This is a genomic window from Mesorhizobium alhagi CCNWXJ12-2 (assembly GCF_000236565.1).
GTDB classification, from domain to species: domain Bacteria; phylum Pseudomonadota; class Alphaproteobacteria; order Rhizobiales; family Rhizobiaceae; genus Allomesorhizobium; species Allomesorhizobium alhagi.
In genome coordinates this window covers 19,604-41,989 of sequence record NZ_AHAM01000038.1, presented here as the reverse complement: position 1 = coordinate 41,989, position 22,386 = coordinate 19,604, and the positions used below count along the sequence as shown (strand labels likewise).

The 22,386-nt window shown below is 63.0% G+C and carries 25 protein-coding genes; 11 read left to right on the top strand and 14 right to left on the bottom strand.

What is annotated here, in order from left to right:
* Window positions 1–78: 78 nt before the first annotated feature.
* Both MAXJ12_RS05765 and MAXJ12_RS05755 read left to right on the top strand, forming a co-directional pair.
* On the top strand, window positions 79–768 hold the full coding sequence (locus MAXJ12_RS05765; RefSeq protein WP_008834847.1) for a DUF1013 domain-containing protein: 690 nt from the start codon (window positions 79–81) through the stop codon (window positions 766–768).
* Window positions 769–1,129: 361 nt separating this feature from the next.
* Window positions 1,130–1,390 carry a DUF2312 domain-containing protein gene (locus MAXJ12_RS05755; RefSeq protein WP_008834845.1) on the top strand — a complete coding sequence of 87 codons (261 nt, stop codon included), beginning with the start codon at window positions 1,130–1,132 and terminating at the stop codon, window positions 1,388–1,390.
* A 255-nt stretch (window positions 1,391–1,645) separates the two neighbouring features.
* Here MAXJ12_RS05755 and MAXJ12_RS05750 read toward each other — a convergent pair whose 3' ends face one another.
* Entirely contained in the window at window positions 1,646–2,074 is a 429-nt protein-coding gene (locus MAXJ12_RS05750; protein ID WP_040585003.1) for a CBS domain-containing protein, read from the bottom strand.
* A 148-nt stretch (window positions 2,075–2,222) separates the two neighbouring features.
* On the opposite strand from MAXJ12_RS05750, the gene MAXJ12_RS05745 reads away from it, so the two are divergent.
* Complete coding sequence (locus MAXJ12_RS05745; protein WP_244421448.1) at window positions 2,223–3,236, top strand: aldo/keto reductase family protein; 1,014 nt, start codon at window positions 2,223–2,225, stop codon at window positions 3,234–3,236.
* A gap of 45 nt (window positions 3,237–3,281) precedes the next feature.
* Here the strand turns inward: MAXJ12_RS05745 and MAXJ12_RS34275 are convergent, their stop codons facing one another.
* The 3 genes from MAXJ12_RS34275 to MAXJ12_RS05730 form a co-directional block, all read right to left on the bottom strand.
* Window positions 3,282–3,884: a BON domain-containing protein gene (locus tag MAXJ12_RS34275; protein WP_085983879.1), complete on the bottom strand. Its 603-nt coding sequence runs from the start codon at window positions 3,882–3,884 to the stop codon at window positions 3,282–3,284.
* 116 nt (window positions 3,885–4,000) lie between these two features.
* Window positions 4,001–4,474, bottom strand: coding sequence for a DUF2269 family protein (locus MAXJ12_RS05735; protein ID WP_008834841.1), 474 nt, complete (start codon window positions 4,472–4,474; stop codon window positions 4,001–4,003).
* Complete coding sequence (locus MAXJ12_RS05730) at window positions 4,474–5,760, bottom strand: SDR family oxidoreductase (protein WP_008834840.1); 1,287 nt, start codon at window positions 5,758–5,760, stop codon at window positions 4,474–4,476. The genes MAXJ12_RS05735 and MAXJ12_RS05730 overlap by 1 nt, the downstream gene beginning before the upstream one ends.
* 179 nt (window positions 5,761–5,939) lie before the next feature.
* Between MAXJ12_RS05730 and MAXJ12_RS05725 the strand changes: the two genes are divergently transcribed.
* Window positions 5,940–6,416 carry a hypothetical protein gene (locus MAXJ12_RS05725; protein ID WP_008834839.1) on the top strand — a complete coding sequence of 159 codons (477 nt, stop codon included), beginning with the start codon at window positions 5,940–5,942 and terminating at the stop codon, window positions 6,414–6,416.
* Between the two features lie 29 nt (window positions 6,417–6,445).
* On the opposite strand, the gene MAXJ12_RS05720 is transcribed toward MAXJ12_RS05725, so the two are convergent.
* From MAXJ12_RS05720 to MAXJ12_RS05700, 5 genes are all read right to left on the bottom strand, one after another.
* The gene (locus MAXJ12_RS05720; RefSeq protein WP_040585042.1) at window positions 6,446–7,771 is read right to left on the bottom strand and encodes an aminotransferase class V-fold PLP-dependent enzyme; all 1,326 of its coding nucleotides are present in this window, start codon (window positions 7,769–7,771) and stop codon (window positions 6,446–6,448) included.
* 203 nt (window positions 7,772–7,974) lie between these two features.
* A complete protein-coding gene (locus MAXJ12_RS05715) occupies window positions 7,975–9,105 on the bottom strand; it encodes a site-2 protease family protein (protein ID WP_008834837.1) in 1,131 nt (376 codons plus the stop codon).
* Window positions 9,106–9,246: 141 nt separating this feature from the next.
* Window positions 9,247–9,714, bottom strand: a complete 468-nt coding sequence (locus MAXJ12_RS05710) for a YbhB/YbcL family Raf kinase inhibitor-like protein (protein WP_008834836.1) — start codon at window positions 9,712–9,714, stop codon at window positions 9,247–9,249.
* A 30-nt stretch (window positions 9,715–9,744) separates the two neighbouring features.
* Window positions 9,745–10,416 (bottom strand): phosphoribosyltransferase, encoded by a 672-nt coding sequence (locus tag MAXJ12_RS05705; protein WP_008834835.1) that lies wholly within the window; start codon window positions 10,414–10,416, stop codon window positions 9,745–9,747.
* A gap of 3 nt (window positions 10,417–10,419) precedes the next feature.
* Window positions 10,420–11,079, bottom strand: coding sequence for a dienelactone hydrolase family protein (locus MAXJ12_RS05700; RefSeq protein ID WP_008834834.1), 660 nt, complete (start codon window positions 11,077–11,079; stop codon window positions 10,420–10,422).
* Window positions 11,080–11,239: 160 nt separating this feature from the next.
* On the opposite strand from MAXJ12_RS05700, the gene MAXJ12_RS05695 reads away from it, so the two are divergent.
* From MAXJ12_RS05695 to MAXJ12_RS05680, 5 genes are all read left to right on the top strand, one after another.
* Window positions 11,240–11,677, top strand: coding sequence for a PPC domain-containing DNA-binding protein (locus tag MAXJ12_RS05695; RefSeq protein WP_008834833.1), 438 nt, complete (start codon window positions 11,240–11,242; stop codon window positions 11,675–11,677).
* 140 nt (window positions 11,678–11,817) lie between these two features.
* Window positions 11,818–11,973 (top strand): hypothetical protein, encoded by a 156-nt coding sequence (locus MAXJ12_RS38160; RefSeq protein WP_008834832.1) that lies wholly within the window; start codon window positions 11,818–11,820, stop codon window positions 11,971–11,973.
* Window positions 11,974–11,990: 17 nt separating this feature from the next.
* On the top strand, window positions 11,991–12,305 hold the full coding sequence (locus MAXJ12_RS05690) for a hypothetical protein (protein ID WP_139043800.1): 315 nt from the start codon (window positions 11,991–11,993) through the stop codon (window positions 12,303–12,305).
* A gap of 130 nt (window positions 12,306–12,435) precedes the next feature.
* Window positions 12,436–13,245, top strand: a complete 810-nt coding sequence (locus MAXJ12_RS05685) for a nucleotidyltransferase family protein (RefSeq protein WP_008834830.1) — start codon at window positions 12,436–12,438, stop codon at window positions 13,243–13,245.
* Window positions 13,246–13,267: 22 nt separating this feature from the next.
* Entirely contained in the window at window positions 13,268–13,987 is a 720-nt protein-coding gene (locus tag MAXJ12_RS05680; protein WP_008834829.1) for a metallophosphoesterase family protein, read from the top strand.
* A 33-nt stretch (window positions 13,988–14,020) separates the two neighbouring features.
* Here the strand turns inward: MAXJ12_RS05680 and MAXJ12_RS05675 are convergent, their stop codons facing one another.
* Complete coding sequence (locus MAXJ12_RS05675; protein WP_008834828.1) at window positions 14,021–16,561, bottom strand: NAD-dependent epimerase/dehydratase family protein; 2,541 nt, start codon at window positions 16,559–16,561, stop codon at window positions 14,021–14,023.
* Window positions 16,562–16,834: 273 nt separating this feature from the next.
* Between MAXJ12_RS05675 and MAXJ12_RS05670 the strand changes: the two genes are divergently transcribed.
* Window positions 16,835–17,350 carry a superoxide dismutase family protein gene (locus MAXJ12_RS05670; protein ID WP_008834827.1) on the top strand — a complete coding sequence of 172 codons (516 nt, stop codon included), beginning with the start codon at window positions 16,835–16,837 and terminating at the stop codon, window positions 17,348–17,350.
* Between the two features lie 10 nt (window positions 17,351–17,360).
* Window positions 17,361–18,785 (top strand): NAD-dependent succinate-semialdehyde dehydrogenase, encoded by a 1,425-nt coding sequence (locus MAXJ12_RS05665; RefSeq protein WP_050898791.1) that lies wholly within the window; start codon window positions 17,361–17,363, stop codon window positions 18,783–18,785.
* An 80-nt stretch (window positions 18,786–18,865) separates the two neighbouring features.
* Here MAXJ12_RS05665 and MAXJ12_RS05660 read toward each other — a convergent pair whose 3' ends face one another.
* From MAXJ12_RS05660 to MAXJ12_RS05645, 4 genes are all read right to left on the bottom strand, one after another.
* Window positions 18,866–19,021, bottom strand: a complete 156-nt coding sequence (locus tag MAXJ12_RS05660) for a hypothetical protein (protein ID WP_008834825.1) — start codon at window positions 19,019–19,021, stop codon at window positions 18,866–18,868.
* A gap of 23 nt (window positions 19,022–19,044) precedes the next feature.
* The gene (locus MAXJ12_RS05655) at window positions 19,045–19,539 is read right to left on the bottom strand and encodes a YciE/YciF ferroxidase family protein (protein WP_008834824.1); all 495 of its coding nucleotides are present in this window, start codon (window positions 19,537–19,539) and stop codon (window positions 19,045–19,047) included.
* A gap of 154 nt (window positions 19,540–19,693) precedes the next feature.
* Window positions 19,694–20,851, bottom strand: coding sequence for a CapA family protein (locus MAXJ12_RS05650; RefSeq protein WP_008834823.1), 1,158 nt, complete (start codon window positions 20,849–20,851; stop codon window positions 19,694–19,696).
* Between the two features lie 79 nt (window positions 20,852–20,930).
* The gene (locus MAXJ12_RS05645) at window positions 20,931–22,376 is read right to left on the bottom strand and encodes a sodium:proton antiporter (protein ID WP_008834822.1); all 1,446 of its coding nucleotides are present in this window, start codon (window positions 22,374–22,376) and stop codon (window positions 20,931–20,933) included.
* Window positions 22,377–22,386: the final 10 nt, after the last annotated feature.

The window sequence follows — 22,386 nt, the reverse complement described above, 5'->3', positions numbered from 1 at the left end:
ACGCCTCGAATTTCCCATTTTCGGTGGTCTGACCACCGCCCGCGCACGGGACGCGGGCGAACGAGAGGATATTATCTGATGGCCAATACGCTTCTGATGCCGAAGGCGACCGCAGTCTGGCTGGTCGACAACACGGCGCTGTCTTTCGAGCAGATCGCGCAGTTCTGTAGCCTGCATCCGCTTGAGGTGAAGGCTATCGCCGACGGCGAATCGGCGCAGGGCATCAAGGGCATGGACCCGATCATGACCGGCCAGCTCAGCCGCGAGGAAATCGCCAAGGCGGAAGCCGATCCGAATCACAAGCTCAAGCTGCTCGACCCGAAGGTCCGTGTGCCTGAATCAAAGCGCAAGGGCCCGCGCTACACGCCGCTGTCCAAGCGCCAGGATCGCCCCAACGCCATCCTCTGGCTGGTTAAGAACCACCCGGAGCTGAAGGACGCACAGATCTCGCGGCTGGTCGGCACCACCAAATCGACCATCGACCAGATCCGCGAGCGCAAGCACTGGAATTCCTCCAGTCTGGTGCCTATGGACCCGGTGACGCTCGGCCTTTGCTCGCAGATAGACCTCGACATCGAGGTGCAGCGCGCCTCGCATGGCAGGCAGCCGGCGGCTCCGGCCGGCGACACGCTGCTGCCGGCCTCGATGACCGAGCGGCTGACGCCGGAGACGGAGATGCCCAAGGACGAGGACAAGGAACTCGACGCCAACGCCGTGTTCGCCAAGCTGACGGCGCTGAAGTCGAAGGATAGCGAAGAAGACGAGTAGGCATTCTCCCTTCTCCCCTAGCGGACCTGTTGCATAATCCCAAACCGGACGAACGCGCTCCCGATCGGATTCTGGGATATTTCCCAAAAGATTCCAGGACCTTCCAGGAACGTTTGCGGACGCCGGAATTCCGCAACATGCCCGCGCTGGGGAGAAGAGGAAGCGCGACTTTCCCGCCGCAATCTCCGCTCCCCCAGAGGAAAGAGGATGGCGAGCCGTGTGAGGAGTAAGATCACATGCGACTGCTCGGGGAAGATGGCGGCTGGGACAGGGATTCTGCCCTTGACCCCTCCCGCGCCTTCGGGCATCGAACGCTCCACCTTGAGCCGCGAGTCGCGGACACCTTCCCCTGGAGAAATGCATGGCCGACGAGATCACCGAAACCAGCCAGACTGTTGCCGCAGGCCAGCTCCGCGCCTTCATCGAGCGCGTCGAGCGGCTCGAAGAGGAAAAGCAGACCATCGCCGACGACATCAAGGAAGTGTTCGCCGAGATGAAGGGAACCGGCTTCGACACCAAGGCGGTCCGCACGATCATCCGGCTGCGCAAGAAGGATCAGGCCGAGCGCCAGGAAGAGGAAGCGATCCTCGACCTCTACAAGGCCGCGCTCGGTATGGAGTAAGGCTACGGCTGGCGGCGTAAGCTTCATTTGGATCGCGGACGCCGCAGCCGTCAGTTGCCGCCAATGGGCTTCGCCATCGTCAGGGACGAGCCGGGGGCTATGTGCTTCGTCTCCGGAGACACAACCCAGAGATGGGTGGCGGTCAGATGACGTTTGGAAGCAACGACCCTGCGGTCGGACTCGGAACTCCGATCGCTGTCGGATATGTCGATCGGAGCTCCGTTGCGGTCGGCGGATGCACTTCGGTCAGACGATTCACGTCGCGTGAGTGCCGCCGGGCTCAACCACCCCGGTAAGGGCAACGCCGACCGTCGCCGGATCGTCCTTCAGCACCGCATCGGCCAACGAGATCACCCCAACAAGGCGCTTGTCTCTATCGACTACGGGCAGCCGCCTTACCTGGATGTTTCCCATATTTTGAACGACGTCTTCGATTTCTTCGTCGTCGAAGCAATATCTGACGTCGCGGGTCATCGCATCGGCCACGGTCGCATTGCCGTCCTTGCCCTCGGCGACGGCGCGCACGACGATATCGCGGTCTGTGATCGTTCCGACCAATCTGTCGTTTTCCCCGACAGGCAGGAACCCGACACCATCGGCGGCCATTCTTTTGGCGACCTTGCGCAGCGACTCCCCAGGGCTGGCGAGATGGACCTTCGGGGTCATTAGCTCAGCTACTTTCATTGTGCATCTCCCTGTTTCGGAGGCCGGGAACAGCATCGGCGCCTGAGCGGTCTTTTGGTTCGTCGATGAACCTCTTGCAGACTGCAGACCTGCCGCGCTTGTGGCGTTCGTCCGGCCTATCCATTCCTCATTCACCGAACCAGCCGGCATGAAGATGGTTCCCGCCAAACTACCGCTGCCTACCGCTCGCTCGCACCGGCAGCGAACCGGTTGGAACCGCGCCGGAAAAGAGAACAGGCAGACTTATGTCTGCCGGGTTGCCGACCGGAACACTTTTACCGAGCGGATGTTTGGGTGCGAGAGCACGGCCGGGTTCCACGGACAAACCGGGATGTCGCCGCCAAACAAAGGCACGGATATGGACCCGAAGAGTGAGATAACGCTGCATACTGGCAAGAAGATGCCCGTTCTGGGCCTCGGCACGTGGCAGTTGACAAACGACACGGCTGGAACTGTCGCCGCTGCCCTGGAACTGGGGTATGCCATGATCGACACGTCCGGAGATTATGGCACCCAGCCCGGTATTGCTGACGGAATCAATCGGAGCGGCATCGAGCGCGCGGACTTCTTCCTGGTCACGAAAGTGGAGGAAACGGACGACGCATATCTAGCGACGCGCAAAAATCTCGACGAACTGCGATTGGACTATGCCGATCTCATGCTCATACACCGCCCACCGCGCGCAGGAGCGGGAGAAGATCTGTGGCAAGGCCTGATCCGTGCGAAGGAGGACGGCCTGGCGAAAGACATCGGCGTCAGCAACTACTCCATCGACCTCATCGACGCGCTGATCGAAGCGACGGACGAAGTCCCGACGGTCAACCAGATCGAGTGGAGCCCGTTCGGCTACAGCGATGGCATGATGCGCTATGCCCAGGAGAAGAAGATCGTCATTCAGGCATACAGCCCCCTCACGCGCACCAGGCGACTGCGGGACGAGACGCTTGCCGGGATTGCCGCCAAGTACCGCAAATCCCCGGCGCAGGTGCTGATTCGATGGAACCTGCAGCGCGGCTCCGCCCCCTTGCCCAAAGCCAACCAGCGGCAGCATCTGGAAGAGAATATAGCCGTGTTTGATTTCGATATCGGCGAAGAGGATTTGGAGACCCTGAACCGCCTGAATGAGCGCTACTCGTCACTCGGGACGCTTCCCTACATTTAGGCGCAGGGTCACCCCGACTGCGCTCCCCATTCGCAATTTCAGCATTTAAAATATCGTCGGGGTATTGCCTTGACCGCCAGTCGAGCCCCCTGGCGTGCCGCCGGTGCTGCGTCCGGCGCCCATGAGAACACCGGCCCTGTTCTGGATCCGCAGATTGTTCTGCACGTGTTTCACTCCGGGAATGGATTCGGCGAGATCTTCGACGCGCCGCTTGACCGGCCGGCTCATGACCGTGCCGGAAAGCGTGACCTCCCCGCTCTCGACGGTCACTTCGATGTCGGACGCATCGATATGCGGATCCTCGGTCAGCCAATCGCTCACATCCTCGCGGATGCGCTGATCCGGACGGGTGTAACTGCGAGGTCCGCGTCCGCGATGACGGCCCTCCTCCGGAAATACCTGCCGGGCATCCGAGTAGCGATGCTCCCAGTCGTAGCGGCTTCCGACGACGTCCCGGTAGTCCAGCGCGGCGCCGCCGGTGCCGTAGCCGCCGCTTGAGCTGCCGCCGTAGCGCACGCCCGTACCGCCCAAATCGTTCCAGTTTTCATCGTCGCCGAAGGTCCGGTCCGGCATATGGTCGCCATCCGGACGGGCCCTCTGCATATCGGCGCCATACCTGCCGGGCCGCTCGTTCGCTGGATTTGCCATGGCCAGTCTCCTCGTCGGCGATTGCGAGGCAGCGCCTCGCTTGTTCCAGGAACGGTCGCCCGATGCGCTTGTTCCGCAAAAGCCGATCTTGGCCGACTGCTGCCACTTCGATGCAATCACCACTCCAGGTTCGGCCGGGCGATCATGAGCCAGAAGATCGCCATGACGGCGCCGAAAGCCGGAAACCCGAAAAGGAACCACAACCGGAACAGGCTGTGGTAGCGGGGCGGCAGCGGCGCTCCGATGGCAGCCGCCTGTTCCGCCAGCTTTCGCATTTCCATCTGCATCCCGACGACCGGAAGCCAGAAGGCGCCGGTGACCAGATAGAGTAGGATCGACAGGACGATCCATCCGTCCCAGAGCGAATAGCCGACATGCCAGGCCAGCGCGATGCCAGTGATGGGTTGCAGGACGACCGCGGTGGCGGTGAAAAGGAAGTCGGCGACGACGACGATCCTCGCAACGGCAGCCACTATGCGTGCCTCGCCCGTCCGGTGGGCGAGCAGCATGAAGAAGGCGATGCCGGCTCCGGTGCCGAGCAGCACCGACGCGCCGATGACGTGCAGATATTTGAGCATGAAGTACAGCATCAGCGCTCTTTCAGTATGGCCAGTGCGACAAGGTTCAGGGCGAGGATCGGCCAAATCTTGACCAGCGCGCCCAGCGGGTCGCTCCACAACCCCGGAAGCAGGATGGTGGCGGCGGCCAGATAGAACAGGGAGAGCGCCAGCGCACCGCTGAGGCCGTATCTGGCCGTGGGGCGGTAGGCGATGGCAAGGCCGACGGCAATATCCGCAAGCGCGCCGGAGACGACCCCGGGCGCTGCCAGCGCTCCCGCGCCTGCGCGCCGCATAAGGTCGACGCCCGCGTCATATCCCGTCGTGAGCGACACGATCCCCGTAACCAGCCAGAAGACAGGAAATACCGTGAAGATGACCGGCTTGAGGAAGAACAGTTTCGCATACCATTTTTCCTGAACGGACGCCGGTTCCGCCCGCAGGGCGGCCGCGAGAGGCCGGGGCTCGATTCCGGTCATCGCCGTCCACGGGCGCGGATCGCCTACCGCACCTCGTGCGATCTCCTTGCGGGCAGTCGTTCTCATCGCCGGCCGCCAGCCGAGCGAGCCGGCGAAATCGCCAAGGCGGTAGAGGGCCGCTGCAGCCCATTCGGGAAGCGTGATCGTGCGCGGGGGCGGCCAGCCCATCCACGCGCGGTAGCGGCCCACCACGTCCTGCATCGCGAGTTGTTCCGGCCCCGCCAGCTCAAGCGCACAACGCGCCGGAGCTGAGGGATCCACGAAGAACGAGACTGTGTCCAGGACATCGTCGAGCTGCACCACCTGGAGAGGTCCGGCATTCGGCATCACCGGCAGCCATGGCAATGCCGCCAAGCCGCGAAAGAGCGCGCTGGCGCCAAAGGCGTTGCGGCCGAGCACCACGGAGGGCCGCAGAATGACCCAATCCAGGTCTCGCGCCATCAGCGCTTCGTCACCGGCGAGCTTGGTCCTTGAAAATTCCGAGACGGTCCCGCGGTCGACGCCGATCGCGGAAAAATGGATGACGCGGCGGATGCCCGCCGCTTCGCACGCGGCGAACAATGCGCCTGCTCCTTCGGCATGGACCCCTTTCGTCGATTCCCGCGGGCTGTCCTGAAGCACGCCAGCGCAGTTCACCACAGCATCGACGCCAACAAGATGAGGCAGCCAATCCTCGGCCCGCGTTGCGGCCGCCAAGTCGACGACAATGGTGTGGCTGGCCGCAATGGCGGGAGAACCCTTGCCGCGCACGACAGCGATGACGGCGTGACCCTCGCTGGAAAGCCTTGCGCAGACGGCCGAGCCGATCAATCCCGTCGCCCCGGTCACGATGATCTGCATGCCGCACCTCGGTGTCCTGCGCCGTGAATGTCTATCACGCGCTCCGCAAATTCTGGAGCCCAGTTGATATTGAACCTGCGATCCCAGGAACAGTCTTGCTCCCGATTCGTTCGAGAACAGGACCGAGTGCGCGACCGGGATGGCGCTGCCGCAGCGCGCTCCAGGCTACGGAGGCTGAAATGAACCGTCCGCTGCAAACAGGATTGTCCGCGGCCATTTCGGGCACAGTTGTCAGCGTCGCCACCACGGCCGTGCTGGGCCTGCTTGCACGAACCGAAGGCAAGGGCGCCCTGCAGCCCACGAATTCGACCAGCCACTGGCTCTACGGCGAGAAAGCCGGATCCGTCCGCCATGCCGATGTTGCGCATACGCTTGTCGGCTACGGCACGCATCACGCCTCCTCCATCTTCTGGGCGTTCTTGTTCGAAACGTGGCTCGCCTCCAGGCCGCCTCGTCCGCCGCTTGTCATGCTTCGCGACGCATTGGGGGCTGCCGCGATCGCTGCGGCGGTGGACTACGGCCTCGTGCCCAAGCGGTTGACGCCGGGTTGGGAGACCGTGCTGTCGAAGCGGTCCATCGCGGCGACTTTTCTGGCGATGGCCGCCGGTTTGGCCGCAGGCGGGATGATCAATGATGAATTGCGCCGGAGAAGCTAGGCCCGAATCATTCGGCCGCCCGCCGACCGTTAGTCGACAAGCGAATGGACCGCGGAAAGCACAGTTTCGATTTCGGCTTCCGTGTTCCGGACGCTTGGCGTCAGCCGCACATGCGGGCGTGTGTAAGGCGCCACCGAGGCCACGATTCCACGCTCCCTCAAGGCTGAAACCGCCTGCTGCGGTGAAATGCCGTCGACGTCGAAAGACACGATTCCCGAGGAAAGCTCCGGCGATTGCGGCGTGACCAGTGAAACATTGGTGAATCCGGCAAGACCTTCCTTCAAGGCTCCAGCGAGTTCGTGCGTGCGCGCCGCAACGTTCTCCTTGCCCATTCCGTCGTGGAACTCGAATGCCTGCGTCAGCGCCCACCGGTGTTCGAAGGCTTTGAAGCCGCCGGGCGTCATCCGGGCGCCGTCGTTCGCACCAGCAGGCGCTTCGTTGTTGATCCATGCAGAGAAGGTAGAATCATCGATGAAGCTGGGGATGGTTGGCCGGGTGGCTGAAAAGCCGCGTTCGCTGGCTGCGATTATGCCGGTGCCGCGCGGGCCGAAAAGCCATTTGTGGCAGCCAGCCATCAGGAAATCGCAACCGAGACCGGGCATGTCGGAATCCTCGGTTCCAAAACCATGAACCCCGTCGACGCAAAGCAGCACCCGGTCGTCTTCGTCACGCCCGGCATTGATTTCCTGGAGCCGTTCGGCGATTCGGGCGACCGGAATCTTCAACCCGGTGCTCGAATGCACCCACGTGACGGCAAGGGCACGTGTTGACGGCCCAATCTCCCGCGCGATCCGATCGACGATCTCCTCCGCCGTGACGCCGTCAAGGTTCTGAAAAAGCGCTATTTTTCGCATGTCGGCGCCGCTCCGCGCCGTAGCAAGGCGCACCGATTCATGCGTGACGTAGTAGTCTTCGTCCGTGGTGATTATTTCCTGTCCTGGCCGCAGTCTGAGCCCGTTGTAAACAAGTCCAAGGCCCATCGTGGTGCTATCGGTAAGTGCGACGAGGGACGCGTGCGTGTCCAAGTACCCGGCTGCCGCCGAACGGACGGCCCTGGTCAATCGGCTGTCATTCCTTTCAAGGTAGCCAACAGGATCCGCATCGAGACCGCGCCTGTGCTCCTCGATCGCGTCACGAACGGGCTTGGGATGCGAGGCGATCAACATCGCGCTCATGTGAATGCGGTCCTCGGAGAGATCGAACGCCGCACGAACCGTGTCCCAGCTCCCGCTATTGCCCGTATCAGTTGCCGACGCCTGCCCGGTGGCTTGGTTGGGCTGGACCAGGGATCCTGCCGAGACCGCCGCCAGGCCGGTCCCCGTCAACATCAGGAACTTACGCCTGTCATGGCGCATCAGATCGCCTCGTGCGACCGCCATTCGCCGAAACGGACGCGCTTTCGTCTAAAAAGCCAATGGGCATGCTAGCCTCCTTGTCCTTGGCTTTCCTAACAGCCGAGTCTTCAGGCGGTTCCTAACCATGTTCAAAGTCGCGTGTTCGGCTGGCAACGGGTACAGGCATTGCCCCCTTTGGACCGGGCAGTGCCTTGCCGGAATGACTAGACCTGAGTGGAGTGCCGGTTGGCCCGGCGCAGCCGGCCGAAACGAAAGCCTTCCGGCACAGCAGCCCGCACCATCATCATCTCTCCGATGGTTTCGTAGGTCATGAGACCGACAAGGTGACCCGCACGATCGGTGACTGCGATGGCCGGCACACTCTTCTGCTGCATCATCCTCAAGCCTTCGCTGAGGGATCGGCGTGAATGGATGCTGGGTATGTCGGTCCGCATCGCGCTGGAAACTGGCGCTCCGGGTCCGGTCTCCTTCAGCGCGCGGATCATGTCGTCGCGGGTCAGCAGCCCTTCGAGACGGCCGGCGGAATCGACCACCGGAAATTCGCGCTGGGTCGTCGCCAGCAGCGCCTCGATCGCCTGGTCCATATTCGCAGTGCCCTCCAGCCTGACGAAGTCGGTGACCATCACGTCTCCGACCAGCACGCTGGCGGCGACGTCGCGGATTTGGGCATCCTGCGCTTCCGCCGCCGCGGCGAGATAGACGAAGATGCCGATGAAGATCAGGAACGGATTGTAGAAGAGCCCGATGAAGCCGAAGACGAAGGCGAGCCCCTGGCCGATCGAAGCGGCGATCTGGGTCGCTCGCGCCCACGACATGCGGGACGCCAGGGCAGCGCGCAAGACCCGGCCGCCGTCCATAGGGAACGCCGGGATCATGTTGAACAGCACGAGGAAGACGTTGACCCCGGCGAGCCTGACCAGAAATCCGCTACGCGGGTCCTCCACCTGCGCCATCTGCTCGACCCCGGCCGATCCGCCAAGTGCGACGAAGATGAGCGCGGCGATGACCACATTCACCAGCGGACCGGCGATAGCGATTACGAATTCCTGGCCGGGCTCTTCGGGCATGCGCTCGAGCCGGGCGACGCCGCCGATCGGCAGAAGCGTGATGTCCGGCGTCTTGATGCCGAAGTAGCGAGCCGCGGCGATGTGGCCGAACTCATGCAGCACGACGCAGGCAAAGATGGCGAGGATGAACGCGACCCCTTCCCAGGCCGCCGGCGCACCGCCGATGCGATAATGCATGAGCCATATCCACACGAGCAGGAGCGCAAAAGTCACATGCACGCGCACCGCCGTGCCGGCAATCGTTCCAAGATTGAAGGACCACGTCATTCGCCATTCGCTCCCGCGATGCTCGTATTCACCTGCCCGGCGTCGATGACCCGGTATCCTCGTCGGGATTCCATCTGGTGAACTTCCCGGACAAAATAGCCGTTCCAGGCAGGCTGAATGGGATCAGCTCGGCTTGTCTGATCAGTTTCGCTGGTAGGTTCCGACAAGCTCGGCTTCCTCTACGGCATGCTTGCGCGCCTCTTCCCAAATCTTCGTGACGCCGACCTGTCCGGGTATATCGAGGCTCGGCACATCGAGCGCGGCAAGACGGAAATGATAGTGGTGGACGCCGTGCCCCCTGGGCGGCTCGGGGCCGTCATAGTACGCGTTGCCGAAATCGTTCTTGCCCTGCCTCAGGGCTTCCGGGCCGGGCCTGCCGCCCTCGGCCTCGGGCAGACCATCGAGGTTCGGGGCGATGTTGAAAACGGCCCAGTGGCCGAAGGTTCCGTGCGGGGCGTCCGGATCATCCACGACCAGAACCAGGCTCTTGGCGCCGTCCGGAACTCCTGACCATTTCAGGGGCGGCGAGACGTTCTCGCCGTCGCGCGTGTACCTTTCTGGAATCGGGCCGCCGTCGGAAAAGGCGGGGCTACTGAGGGTGAGCGGCATTGCGTGATCCTTTCAGGTGAGTACCGCCGGTCAGCGTTCCGCGGGCATCGCCGCAGCCGCCTTCAGCAATTGGATGACGTCCTCATCCGAGGTCTGCTCGAAGTCGACATAATGCAGGCCGACCGCATGGAAAGGCTCCGGCGTGCTGAGACAGACGACCTCGTCGGCCGCATCCCGAAGAGCCTCGATAGTGCTTCGAGGCGCGACTGGAACCGCGAGAACCACGCGATCCGCATCGCTGCGCCGCAGCGCCTTCAACGCAACCTTCACCGTGCTTCCGGTGGCAATGCTGTCGTCGACGACGATAGCGGTCCGCCCCCCGATCGGCACGGACGCCCGGGCTCCGAGATAGCGTTCGCGCCGCCGCTCGATTTCAACGAGCTGGCGTTTCTTTTCGGCCTCCAGATAGTCCGAGGAAGGGCCGAGTATCAGCGCGGCCTCCTCGTTCACGACCAATTGCGGGTCCTTGCCGTCGACCACCGCGCCTATTGCGAATTCCGGATGCCCCGGAGCGCCGATCTTGCGGACGAGGAGCACGTCCAGAGGCGCGTGGAGCTCCTTGGCCACCTCGAATCCCACTGGAACGCCGCCGCGCGGCAGCGCCAGCACGACCGGGTCACGCCAGTCGGTCTTCGCCAGCTCTTTACCGAGCTGGCGACCCGCCTCCCGGCGATCAAGGAAAGCTTGCGGTTTATCAAACACCGTTCAGGTCCTTTCAACGGAAGGATTCAAGTGGTCCAGGAACCACTGCGTGGCGTGGCGAACCACCTCGTCGAGCGTGCCCGGCTCCTCGAACAGATGTCCTGCGCCCTCGACTATCACGAGCCGCTTCTCTGCACGCAGGGCATGGTAGGCCTGCTCGTTCATGCCGATCACAGGGCCGTCGCGGCTGCCTACAAGGAGCAGCGTCGGCGCGCGCACCGCCGGCAGAACTTCCAGCGCAAGATCGGGCCGGCCGCCGCGCGAAACGACAGCAGCGATATCCGGTTCGGCGGCCGCAGCCCGCAAGGCCGCGGCCGCGCCAGTGCTCGCGCCGAAATATCCAACGGCCAATTGTGATGTTTCCCGTCTCTGCCGAAGCCAGCGTGTCGCCAGCACAAGGCGTCCCGCGAGAAGATCGATGTCGAACACGTTCCGCCTGTCGTGTTCCTCTTCCGGGGTGAGCAGGTCGAGAAGGAATGTAGCGAGGCCCGCCTGCCTGAGCGCCGCAGCGACGTGGTTGTTGCGGGGGCTCAGGCGGCCGCTGCCGCTCCCATGCGCGAAGGCCACGATCCCGCGTGCGCCATCTGGGACTCCGAGAAGCCCGCCGAGGCCCTCCGGCTCGACCCGAACTTCTCTGACATCGTTTGAAAGCACCTCTGACATGGCTGCGCTCCGAACAGGTTCGGCGTTTTCGCGGGTTCAGTGCTGGCAACGGCGTCATTGGACGCCATGTTGATAACCGAGAAAGAGGCTGATCGTTCCGCAACGGAAAGATGCGCGCGAAATAGGCCCTTGCGGTCGATGCAAAGCAGGAGAGAAGCGGATGAAAACCAGGCTTTTGCACCAGGAAGGTAGTTTGCGCACCTACGTTGTCGTGCTGGAGATCGGCGACGAGATCATGTCCTGCCTCGGCAAGGTGGCTCGCTCGGAGCAACTGTCGGCAGCCCAGATAACCGCGATCGGAGCGTTCAGCGAGGCAACACTGCTCTTCTTCGACTGGGAGACCAGGGAATACCAGCCGATTCCGGTGACGGAGCAGACGGAGGTCGCCGCTCTGATCGGCGACATTGCGCTTGACCGCGAGGGCGAGCCAGCCTTGCATGTCCATGCTGTCCTCGGCAAACGCGACGGGACTGCAATTGCCGGGCATCTCAAGGAGGCGCGCGTCAGGCCGACGCTGGAAATCCTGGTCAATGAATCGCCGGCGCATCTGCGGCGCCTGCATGATCCTCAAACCGGCCTCGCACTGCTCCAACCTTAGGAATAGACCGATCCGGGGCGGACTGCCTTGGGCAGTCGCGGCCGTAGCTTCATCGCCGTCGCATACCTTCGGAACCACCATGCCCCTGTTCCGTTGGCTGTGAGGATCGTTCGGATCGGCTGCCAGCGATGGAGGCTTTGATGGCAATGAACCTGAAGGATGCAAGCACGGCGAAGAAGCCCAAGGGAACGCGCGGCGGAAACCGTGGCGGCGACCAGAAGAAGAAGGATGAACAGCCGAGGAAGAGCAGCCAGGCGGCGGGCAAGGATCCGGACCGGGGCGAAGCGAGGAAATGAGCAAGCCGGAGGCTGACATGACAGGAAATCGTGGCAAGGATGCCGAGCTGTCCCGGACCACAGGGGCAGATACCGTGCACGCGCGACGGAAGGCCAATCCGGATACCGAAGACCTGACCGATCCCAAGGAAGTCTGGAAGGACAGCGAAACAAGCCCTTCGGCCGACAGGCGTGCCGACCTTGCGACGGGAGGGAGCGGCAGGGTGGCCGACGGCGGCGATCTCGATAAGGCCCAGCCTTCCCCATATTCCACGGAGACGCAGGCTGACGCGGTCGCCGGGCAGACGGACCGCAAGGACGAACCGCCGGGCACCGGGAAGCCGAAGCAGTAGGCTTAGGCATGCAAGATTTCCGTCCGGATGATCGCAAACTGCCGCCAAACGAAAACACGCCACGGAACCTGCGGACATCGTTCAATGTTCAAGGAAGGAACCTGGGCGCATTCCCGGAAGGCACTGACGCATGGCCGCTCGCCAAGGATCGGGCTCGATCCCGGAAACGAATGCCTCCATCGACGCGAAGGCCGCGCCGACGCATGAGCACCCGGAGGCGGAGGCATTCTACGCCACGGCCATCGGCGAACTCGCCGCCAGCGGGCTTCCTTTCCTGATCGCCGGCGCCTACGCCGTAAGCGCTTATACGGGAATCTCCCGCGAGACGAAGGATCTCGACATCTTCTGCAAAGCCGGGGACTCCACGCGCATTCTCGCCCTCTTCAAGGACAAGGGATACGCCGTCGAGGTCGAGGACGATCGCTGGCTCGGCAAGGTCTTTCAGGGCAGGAATTTTTTCGATGTCATCTTCTCCTCGTCGAACGGCGCCGTGCCGGTCGGCGATTCCTGGTTCGAGCACGCGTGCGCGATCGAGCTGTTCGGCATTCCCGTGCGTATCATCGGGCCAACGGAACTCGTCTGGTCCAAATCTTTCATCCAGACGAGACATCGCTATGACGGGGCCGACGTAGCCCATCTGCTTCTAAGGGCGCACGACCAGATCGATTGGCAGCGTCTGCTCGTCTACATGGAAGCGCACTGGGAAGTGCTGCTCGTCCATCTGCTGAATTTCCGCTGGATCTATCCCAGCGAGCGCGCCCATGTCCCTGAATGGCTGCTGGACGAGTTGCTCGATCGTCTGGCCAAGCAGCGCGAACTGCCCCCGTCCCATATGAAGATCTGCCGCGGCCGAATGTACTCGCTGGCCGATTACGACTTCGACGTCGGCGAATGGGGCTTCGCCGATGTGGGCGGCGACGGCGAGCGGCGCAACGACTGATCGTGTCGGGAGTTGTTTCTGCATGGCTGACCGGGAAACGCTCAAAATCGCCGCCATGGGCGACCTCCACGTGAAAGAGGACCAGAACACGTCCTTCCGCGACCTCTTTGGAGAGATATCGCACGTGGCCGACGCGTTGGTGATCACGGGCGACCTGACCGATCTCGGCAAGCCGCGCGAGGCCGAAATCCTGGCAGAGGATTTGCGCGCCTGCTCGGTGCCCGTCGTCGCCGTCCTCGGCAACCATGACTACGAAAGCGCCGCCGCGGAGGAGATCACCCAAATCCTGCGGCACGCAGGCGTCCACTTGCTCGACGGACAGGCCACCGAAATCGACGGCGTGGGTTTTGTCGGTGTCAAAGGATTCATCGGCGGCTTCGGCCGGCGCATGCTCGGTTCCTTCGGAGAGCCGGCAATCAAGGCAATGGTGGCGGAAAGCGTCGGCGAGGCGATACGTCTGGAGAATGCGATGCGACAGGTCCGCTCCGAACGTGTCGTGGTTGTGCTGCATTACGCGCCGATCCTGGAAACCGTCGCCGGAGAACCGCCGGAAATCTTCCCGTTTCTCGGTTCGTCCCGGCTTGCCGAAACCATTGATCGTTTCCAGGTGAGCGCCGTAGTGCATGGTCATGCGCACCGCGGCGCCTATGAAGGGCGCACGCCGGGCGGCGCTCCGGTCTACAATGTGGCCGCGGATGTGGAGAAGCCGACCGGCCGCCCCTACGCGCTCCTCGATATCTGAGCGGCGTGAACAGGCGAGATATCGGCAGCCAGTTCAGACGATCCCCCGGTCCCATCCGCCGTAATGTTCCTTGCTGCGGACGCCGCGCGGCAGGCTGAGCCCGATGAGTGCAAGCCCTATCACGACAGCGGCGATCGTTCCGGCGGTAGAAGCCCCGTCGAGCATGAACGGCGAGGCCGCGATCCAGGCGCCGAGCGCCACGTTGAGGAACCGCACGGCCCGGACGATCTCCCCCAGAGCGGTGACGGCGACAAGAATGACGAGGCAGCCAACCACATGATCGCTGAAATAGAGCGGCGGCTGGGTGCCGAACACCAATGGCGTTGCCATCAAAAGCGCTCCGAGGATGATGCTCGCCACCAGATTCCACGGGAACGTCACGCCGCCGATGACGAAATCGCGCAACACGATTCCCACCGGGCGGTCAAGGTCGGGTTCGGGTGTCTGGTTCTCCGACAAGGCCGGCCCGCCCATCCAGAAGGTTCGCCAGAACGGCTCGCCGGCTTTCTTGGCGCGCCAGAGATACTGCAAAGTGGCCAGCACCTCGTCGATCGAATACGGGATGAGGATAGCGGTGACGGCGGCCTGGATGATGCATAGCGTGCAGAGCGCGCCAATCAGCGGCGGCTGTATGATGATGAAGCTGACGCTGACTACGCCGAGCGGGATGATCAGGAGACCGAACAGGAAAACCATCCACGGCATGGTGCGCCAGCGGCGGCGGTCGCCGATGGCTCCGGCAAGGATATCGAGCGCGTAGGCAAAGGCTCCGAGCCCGGCATCCGCGATCGGAAACCCTTTCGAGACCCAGGACGTCACGACGGCCTCGCTGCCGTTCGAGACCGGCGCACCGCCCGGCCCGAAGAATGGATCCCATAAACCGTCTATATGCCCCATCTGGAAGGCGGCAAGGTAGCGGGAGACAAACAGCCCGATAAAGGCGAGCGCGATGATCGGGATGCGCTGGGTGAAGGACGACGGCGAGTAGCTCCAGCCGAGCGGCCGGTCGTCGTCGGCCGCCAAAGCGCGCCGGCTGACGCCAGGCGTCGGCGGGACCATTACCGCGAAAGCAACGATCAGCATGCCGGCCAGCGTGTCGATTCCGTAGGCGGCGGCGCTCGTGGTCCAGAACACCAGCGGCGCGAACATCACCCAGATGCCGATCGATGCTGCAATCCACTGCACCCAGCGCCAGCGGCGGCTCATGCCGACAAAGGCAAAGAGCATCACCAACAGCCCGGACACGATCTCGCTGATGCCGAGCCGCATGTTGCGGAGTCCGGGTTCGGCGATCTCATGTCCGAGAGCTGGGGGAACTGGCGCCGTTACCGGATCGAACAGGCCGAGCATCAACGGCGACGTGACCAGCCAGAGTCCGAGCGCGACATTGGCGAGCGGCGCCCAGAGCGTCCACGCCCTGTGCCGTTCCATCGCCGCCTCGACCTCCTGCTCGCTGCGTTCGAGCGGTGCCTGCAGTCGCCTTTCAGCCTGGTCGATCTCGGGCTCCGAAGCCGCAACAACCGAAGATTCGAGCTTGTTCTTGTCATACCAGTCGGTGGGATCGGCCTTGAGCCGGCGGATCATTTCGGGAAGCGTGCCGGTCAGGCTGTGCCGCGGCTGCCAGCCCAGCAGGGCTTTGGCGCGCGAGACGTCGATCTCGTAATGGTCGTCGGAGTTTTCGATCATCCATGGCTTGATGTCGGTGTCCTCCTCCAGAACCTCGGTCTGCAGCCAAGCCCCGAGCTTCGTGAGATTTTTGGGCAGGACGACTGTCTGCCAGTCCTCGCCATGCACGAGTCGGCCGATCCGCTTCTGCATCTCTTCGTAGGATGGCGTCTCTTCCTCGCCGATCAAAAGCACGGTCTCCTCGGGAAGCTCATGCCGACGGTCGACCGTCCGCACGACTGCGTCGACGAGGTCGTCCTTGTGCAGGTAAGGCTGGCCGCTCTTGATGTCCCCGGCGAACAGGTAGGCGGTCGGCAGCCGCTCGAAAATCCGGGCGATCTGCTGAGCGATGAAGGCGGCGCGGCAGTCCTCGTCATAGACACCTGCGAGCCGCAGCGTCACCGTGCGGATGCCTCCGCGCTCCCTTGCGATCAGCGCCTCCGTCTCGGTCTTCGACCGCGGATATGCCCATGCGGGATCGAGTGGGGAATTCTCGTCGATCCGTACGCCCTTCTCCGGGCTCGGGGCGTGAACGAGAAGCGTGCTCGAAAACACGAACTGCTCCGTCTCGAATTCCTTCAGCGCCTTCAGCAGGCGACGCGTGCCCCGCACCGTAACCGCGTCGTATTTCGGATTGTCCTCCCCTGTCGTGTCGTAGTAGGCGGCGAGATGGATGACCGACGCGATGCGGTCGCCGGCCTGGGCGCGCACCTGCGCCATCGATTCATCGACACTCTCGTCGGACGTCAGGTCGATCTCGATTGTGGTCATCCCCTCGATCGGCTTTCTCGGCTGGGCAACGTCGAGGCCGATCACGCGGTAGCGATCCTTCAGGCCAAGCGCGATCGCCTGGCCGAGGAAGCCGCTGGAGCCTGTGATGAGGACGATCGGACGGCTCGCGTCAGTCATTCCGATTTTCCGCTCCTGCGGGAGATGAATCTTCGGGCGATGAACTATTCCGATTGGTCGCCGGCGGCTGTCGGCATTGGCTACACCAGCGAGATCGGCAGAGCACGCATTCGCTAGGTTCCTCGGCCGACAGGGCGAAACGCCATCTCACATCGGTTTGTTCCCCGGTGGCGCTGATGGCGCACAGCCGGATTGCCAGTCCTGCGTGCGATTTCCGCTGAACAAAAACGCGCCTGTGCAGTTTGACCGTCATGATGCTCGACTGGGAGAACCATGGACATGAAGCGCGCTATCATCACCGCCACAGCGATCCTCGCACTGACCGCCGTCTCAGGCGCTCAGGAACCGCCTTCCGCCACCGCCAATTTCGTCAACGCGGCGGGTGAAGAGAACGGCACCGCCAAGCTGACGGGAACCGAAGGCGGCGTGCTGATCGAAATCGAAGTCACCGGATTGCCTGCGAGCCAGTGGGTGGGGTTCCATGTCCATGAAACCGGAACCTGCGATCCTGCAACGGGACATGAGTCTGCAGGCGGTCACTTCAATCCGACCGACGCAAAGCACGGATATAACGTCGACGGCGGCCCGCATGCGGGCGATATGCCCAATCAATATGTCGGCGCCGACGGCACGCTTCGCGCGCAGGTTTTCAACGGATCAGTGCGATTGGACGAAGGCGATACGAACATCCGCGGCAAGGCCTTGATGATCCACGGCGGACAGGACGACTATGAAAGCCAGCCCTCCGGGGATGCAGGCGACCGTCAGGCTTGCGCGGTCATCGAATAGCGCTGCGCCGATGACGTTCACCGCGGTCAATCCGGCGACGGGCAAAGCTGTCGCGAGTTACGAGGAAACCTCTCCGGCGGCGGTTCGGCAGGCCGTCGAGCAAGCCCACGAAGCCTCGCTGCAGTGGCGTCGCCGCGATATCGCCGAGCGGGCGAAATCGATGCGCACCGCGGGCCGCCTGCTTCGTGAGAGGTCAAATCGATACGGCCGGCTGATGGCCGAAGAGATGGGCAAGCCGATAAAGCAGGGCGTCGCGGAAGCGCAGAAATGCGCCGACGGGTGCGATTTCTTTGCCGAAAACGCCGCCAGCTTTCTTGCGCCGGAAATCATCGACACCGGAGCCGCCAAGAGCTTCGTCACGTTCCAGCCGCTTGGGGTCATCCTTGCAATCATGCCCTGGAACTTTCCGTTCTGGCAGGTCTTCCGTTTTGCCGCGCCGGCGCTGATGGCGGGAAATGCCGGGGTCATGAAGCATTCTTCAAATGTGCCGGGCTGTGCGCTCGCCATCGAGGAGGTATTTCGCGAGGCGGGATTTCCGGAGCATCTTTTCCGCACGCTGCTGATCGGGTCCGGCTCCGTCGACGACCTGATCGCCAATCCGCTTGTTCGCGCCGTCACACTTACCGGCAGCGGTCCCGCCGGCCGGGCCGTAGCGCGCAAGGCTGGCGAGATGCTGAAGAAGACGGTCCTCGAGCTCGGCGGCAGCGATGCCTATCTCGTGCTTGACGACGCCGACGTTTCATTTGCCGCCAAGGCGAGCGCCGAAGGCCGCCTCGTCAATTCCGGTCAAAGCTGCATCGCGGCCAAGCGTTTTATCGTTGTCGACAGTCTGCATTCCAGTTTCGAGGATGCATTCGTAGAGGAAATGCGGGCGGCAAAGATGGGCGATCCCTTGTCGGAGGACACGACCGTCGGCCCGCTGGCGCGTCATGACCTGCGCGAGGCGCTGCACCGCCAGGTCGAGACAAGCCTGGCGAAGGGCGCCCGCTGCCTGCTGGGCGGCAAGATTCCCGACGGACCCGGAGCCTTTTACCCGCCGACCGTCCTGACCGACGTGCGGCCGGGTATGCCCGCTTATGACGAGGAGATGTTTGGACCGGTGGCCGCCATTATTCCGGTCGGAGACGAGAAGACCGCTATCGACGTGGCGAACGATTCCGCGTTCGGGCTTGGCGGCGGAATCTTCACCCGGGACATCGACCGTGGTGAGCGCCTCGCCGTCGAGGCCGTCGAAGCTGGTTCCGTCTTCGTCAACCGAACCGTCCAATCGCATCCCAAACTCCCCTTCGGCGGCGTCAAGGAGAGCGGCTACGGCCGCGAGCTCTCGCACTATGGGATCAAGGAGTTCGTCAACATCAAAACCGTCGTTGTGTCGGAAAGCGGCGGCTCGCCCACGGTCGGCGGCCGTCAGGCCGCTTCCGCCAAGACCGAATGACAGGTAGGCAACCGCAGCCCGAAGCTGATCGCCCGCTGGTTATGCCGATCGGCGCGCCGATGTGGATGCCGCCCTCGCCCTCAGAGCGCTATCTGCAGCACGATTGCGAGCACCACAAAACCCACCAGCCCTGCAATGAAGATGAGGCGCCGCGCTCGCGTTCTGAGGATGATTTCACCTTGGCGCGCCTTCTCGCCCGGATAGGTGAATTGCTCGGTATCGTCGTCCTTGGCCATGACTTGCAAATGCGGAGCGGTCCTCAAGCCGCCACCGCATCCGGATTTACTTCGCTTTTGGCCAATTGGGTCAGCAGGATATCCGTCTGCTTCTCCTCTTCGAGGCTCCTGTGCAGGATCCGCTGGTCGTCGCGCAGATCCAGCTGCCCCGCGAGAGCCGCGGCGGTGCCGTATGCCGCGATCTCATAATGTTCCAGCCTCTGGGCGGAAGCGATGAGGCCCGCATCGCGGAGATCATTTCCCTTCAGCATGCCGAGCATTTTCTCGGTTTCGTGAATGAGCGCCTGCATCGCCTGATCGGTATGCGCCCTGGGTTCGGCGCCGTGCTTCTGCAGCAGCGAGACGAGACGTTCCTTCTGGACCTCGGTTTGCTCGCGATGGTGTAGCAGCGCGTCCTTCAAAGCCGGATGCGACGCCACTTCCGCCATCTGCAGCAACGATTCCCCAAGTTGACCTTCAGCGCTCACAAGCTCCTGAAGTTCGGCAAGATACATGTCCTTGAAAGTGGTGATCTGCATGATGGTGATCCTTTCGGCTCGAGCCGCCGAAATTCCCGCAAGATACGGCGGTACTTCGATAAGGGAAGTTCTGATCCCCTAACTGGATCGCAGGCCGCTGGTTCCAATCAGAATCCGGGTTGCCGGACCTCGTCAACGGCCATGTTCAACAGCTTCACCACAAGACAGCGAGACGGCCATCGCTCCCTAGCGCGACATGAGTGCCGAAGGGCGAACACTCGCGCTCAAGCATGGCCGCGAGCCAGTCGGCATCTTCGGGCGGGGCACGGTTCAGCCGGAACTTGCGGAGCCGGAAAGGCACGATATCGAGCGAAATAAGCGTACCTTCCGGCATCGCTAATCGCGGCAGGTACATCAGCGCCCGGTCGCCCCGGAAGTCCTCGTATCCCGTGATCCCTTCATAGTCGGTAAGGAAGTCGCCGCAGCCGTAGAGGATCAGCCGCCCGTCATGGATTTCGATCGGCTTCGGGTGATGGGAGGAGTGCCCGTGCACGATATCGAAACCTGCGGTGTCGATCAGCGCATGGGCAAGCGCTCGTTCCTGCCCGGCGACTTCGTAGCCCCAATTGCCACCCCAATGTATCGAGGCCATCGCGATATCTCCGGGCTGCTTTATGGCCTCGACCGAGCGGGCGATTTGATCGAGTGACCGGACCGAGACATCCACGAGCAGGTTGACCCCCGGCTTGTAGGCGCCGGCTGCCCATGAAAGCGGGATGCCGCTGGTCTCCAGCCCGAAGCCGAAGACGAGCGCACGGCTTCCGCTTGCTGCTTCGATCACGCAAGGCGCCGCCGCCTCGTCCGCGTCAAGCCCCGCGCCGGCATAGGCGATCCCGGCATGCCGTAGCGTGTCGAGGGTTTCAACGAGGCCGGGCTCGTCCCAGTCGAGCACGTGATTGTTGGCGAGTACGCAGCAGTCTATCCGCCCCGCCGCCAGGCAGCCGATGTTTAGAGGGTGCATCTTGTAATTGATGCCCTTGGGCACCGGCTGGAGACTGGTGGTAATGCTCGTCTCCAGATTGACGATCCGCGCGTCGGGAGCTTCACGATCCAATTCGGCGAGCGCATCGCCCCATACATAGGCGTCCTCGACCATTCTCGGGACCGGGCCGTTGATGCGTTCGGCAAGCTCCACATAAGTCGCCGCGGATCTGACGTAGCGCTCGTAAAGCCGCGGATCGCCCGGATTGGCGAGGATCTGGTCGATGCCGCGCCCGAGCATGACATCGCCGCACAGAAACAGCTTGATGCTTCCTCTGGCGGGCTGGTCAGGTTCCGGGGCTGACCCGGCATGGATCGCGACCTGCGGCATCGGTCTTGTGCGCTGGCATCCTCCGAAAGGGAGGATATTTCCCGTTCGGCGGACAATTCAACCATCCGCCGGATTGCAGCTAACCGGCCGAGCTGAAGGCGATCATGCTGACGATGATGAATACCGGGAACAGCACCGCGCCCGACCACAGCATATAGCCGAAGAAGCTCGGCATCCGCACGCCCTGTTGGCGGGCGATGGCGTAGACCATGAAGTTCGGCGCGTTTCCGATATAGGTGTTGGCCCCCATGAATACGGCGCCGGCAGAAATCGCCGCAAGCGTGGTGCCGAGCGTTGTCATCAGCACCTCCGGGTCGCCGCCGGCGATTTCGAAGAAGACCAGATAAGTCGGCGCATTGTCGAGGAACGACGACAATATGCCGGTCATCCAGAAATAGGCGAAGTCGTTGGGCCCGCCGCCCGGCCCGGTTACCAGCCCCACGAGCGGCGCGAATGCACCGTGAAGGCCGGCCCTCAGGATCGCGATTACCGGGATGATGCAGATGAAGATGCCGGCAAACAGCTTCGCCACTTCCAGGATCGGCCCCCAATTGAAGCCGTTGGCGCGGCGATATTCCTTCTTGGTGATGTAGAGCGAGATCAACGCCAGCGCCACGATGACGCCGTCGCGCACCAGGTTCTGCAACTGCACCTCAACGCCCTCGATGGTGAAGGCTGTTCCGGGCTTCCAAACGGCTGACATCAGGATCGCCGCGATCACGCCGGCAAGCAGCGGTATATTGGCCAGGCCGCGGATGCGCACCTTCTTGTCCGGCGTCGGATCCTTTATCTTCGGCATCCCCTCCTCACGGATGTGAAGCACTATGTCGATCACGACGAAGGCGACGAGCACGATGCCGCCGACGATCAGCGTTTCGGCCCAGAGATTGGTTGTCGTCCAGAAAAAGTCGACGCCGCGCAGGAAGCCGACGAACAGCGGCGGGTCGCCGAGCGGGGTCAGCGCGCCGCCTATGTTGGAAACCAGGAAGATGAAGAACACGATGACATGGGCGTTGAACGGCCGGTTGTCGTTGGCCCGTATCATCGGCCGGATCATGATCATCGACGCGCCGGTGGTGCCGACGATCGACGCGAGGCAGGCCCCGATGACCAGCAGCATGGCATTCATGGCCGGCGTGCCGTGGATGTTGCCCGCGACGAGGATGCCGCCCGAAATGGTGAACAGGGCGAACAACAGGATGATGAACGACATGTATTCGAGGAGCACCGTGTGCAGGACGGCACCCATCGTCGTCTCCGTCCCGAACGACAGCGCCATCGGCACGACGGCTAGCGCCGACCAGACGGCGGTGATCTTGCCGTAGTGATGCTCCCAGAAATGCGGGTAGAGCAGCGGCCCCGTGGCGATCGAGAGCAGGAGGCCGGCGAAGGGCAGTGCCCAGAGCAATGACATGGTCGAACCGGGAAGGCCGTGCACTTCCGCCGCCGCAGCCGGACCTACCGTCGCCGTCAAGGCAAGGACAACCGCGCCGGCGGTGGCCGCCGCATTGCTTGAGATCCGCATTCGATTCGCT

Bases quoted from the DNA above. Each gene is read 5' to 3' on its own strand.
- MAXJ12_RS05765 (WP_008834847.1), top strand. From the start codon at position 79: ATGGCCAATACGCTTCTGATGCCGAAGGCGACCGCAGTCTGGCTGGTC.
- MAXJ12_RS05755 (WP_008834845.1), top strand. From the start codon at position 1,130: ATGGCCGACGAGATCACCGAAACCAGCCAGACTGTTGCCGCAGGCCAG.
- MAXJ12_RS05750 (WP_040585003.1), bottom strand. From the start codon at position 2,074: ATGAAAGTAGCTGAGCTAATGACCCCGAAGGTCCATCTCGCCAGCCCT.
- MAXJ12_RS05745 (WP_244421448.1), top strand. From the start codon at position 2,223: ATGAAGATGGTTCCCGCCAAACTACCGCTGCCTACCGCTCGCTCGCAC.
- MAXJ12_RS34275 (WP_085983879.1), bottom strand. From the start codon at position 3,884: ATGGCAAATCCAGCGAACGAGCGGCCCGGCAGGTATGGCGCCGATATG.
- MAXJ12_RS05735 (WP_008834841.1), bottom strand. From the start codon at position 4,474: ATGCTGTACTTCATGCTCAAATATCTGCACGTCATCGGCGCGTCGGTG.
- MAXJ12_RS05730 (WP_008834840.1), bottom strand. From the start codon at position 5,760: ATGCAGATCATCGTGACCGGGGCGACGGGATTGATCGGCTCGGCCGTC.
- MAXJ12_RS05725 (WP_008834839.1), top strand. From the start codon at position 5,940: ATGAACCGTCCGCTGCAAACAGGATTGTCCGCGGCCATTTCGGGCACA.
- MAXJ12_RS05720 (WP_040585042.1), bottom strand. From the start codon at position 7,771: ATGCGCCATGACAGGCGTAAGTTCCTGATGTTGACGGGGACCGGCCTG.
- MAXJ12_RS05715 (WP_008834837.1), bottom strand. From the start codon at position 9,105: ATGACGTGGTCCTTCAATCTTGGAACGATTGCCGGCACGGCGGTGCGC.
- MAXJ12_RS05710 (WP_008834836.1), bottom strand. From the start codon at position 9,714: ATGCCGCTCACCCTCAGTAGCCCCGCCTTTTCCGACGGCGGCCCGATT.
- MAXJ12_RS05700 (WP_008834834.1), bottom strand. From the start codon at position 11,079: ATGTCAGAGGTGCTTTCAAACGATGTCAGAGAAGTTCGGGTCGAGCCG.
- MAXJ12_RS05695 (WP_008834833.1), top strand. From the start codon at position 11,240: ATGAAAACCAGGCTTTTGCACCAGGAAGGTAGTTTGCGCACCTACGTT.
- MAXJ12_RS38160 (WP_008834832.1), top strand. From the start codon at position 11,818: ATGGCAATGAACCTGAAGGATGCAAGCACGGCGAAGAAGCCCAAGGGA.
- MAXJ12_RS05690 (WP_139043800.1), top strand. From the start codon at position 11,991: ATGACAGGAAATCGTGGCAAGGATGCCGAGCTGTCCCGGACCACAGGG.
- MAXJ12_RS05685 (WP_008834830.1), top strand. From the start codon at position 12,436: ATGGCCGCTCGCCAAGGATCGGGCTCGATCCCGGAAACGAATGCCTCC.
- MAXJ12_RS05680 (WP_008834829.1), top strand. From the start codon at position 13,268: ATGGCTGACCGGGAAACGCTCAAAATCGCCGCCATGGGCGACCTCCAC.
- MAXJ12_RS05675 (WP_008834828.1), bottom strand. From the start codon at position 16,561: ATGACTGACGCGAGCCGTCCGATCGTCCTCATCACAGGCTCCAGCGGC.
- MAXJ12_RS05670 (WP_008834827.1), top strand. From the start codon at position 16,835: ATGGACATGAAGCGCGCTATCATCACCGCCACAGCGATCCTCGCACTG.
- MAXJ12_RS05665 (WP_050898791.1), top strand. From the start codon at position 17,361: ATGACGTTCACCGCGGTCAATCCGGCGACGGGCAAAGCTGTCGCGAGT.
- MAXJ12_RS05660 (WP_008834825.1), bottom strand. From the start codon at position 19,021: ATGGCCAAGGACGACGATACCGAGCAATTCACCTATCCGGGCGAGAAG.
- MAXJ12_RS05655 (WP_008834824.1), bottom strand. From the start codon at position 19,539: ATGCAGATCACCACTTTCAAGGACATGTATCTTGCCGAACTTCAGGAG.
- MAXJ12_RS05650 (WP_008834823.1), bottom strand. From the start codon at position 20,851: ATGCCGCAGGTCGCGATCCATGCCGGGTCAGCCCCGGAACCTGACCAG.
- MAXJ12_RS05645 (WP_008834822.1), bottom strand. From the start codon at position 22,376: ATGCGGATCTCAAGCAATGCGGCGGCCACCGCCGGCGCGGTTGTCCTT.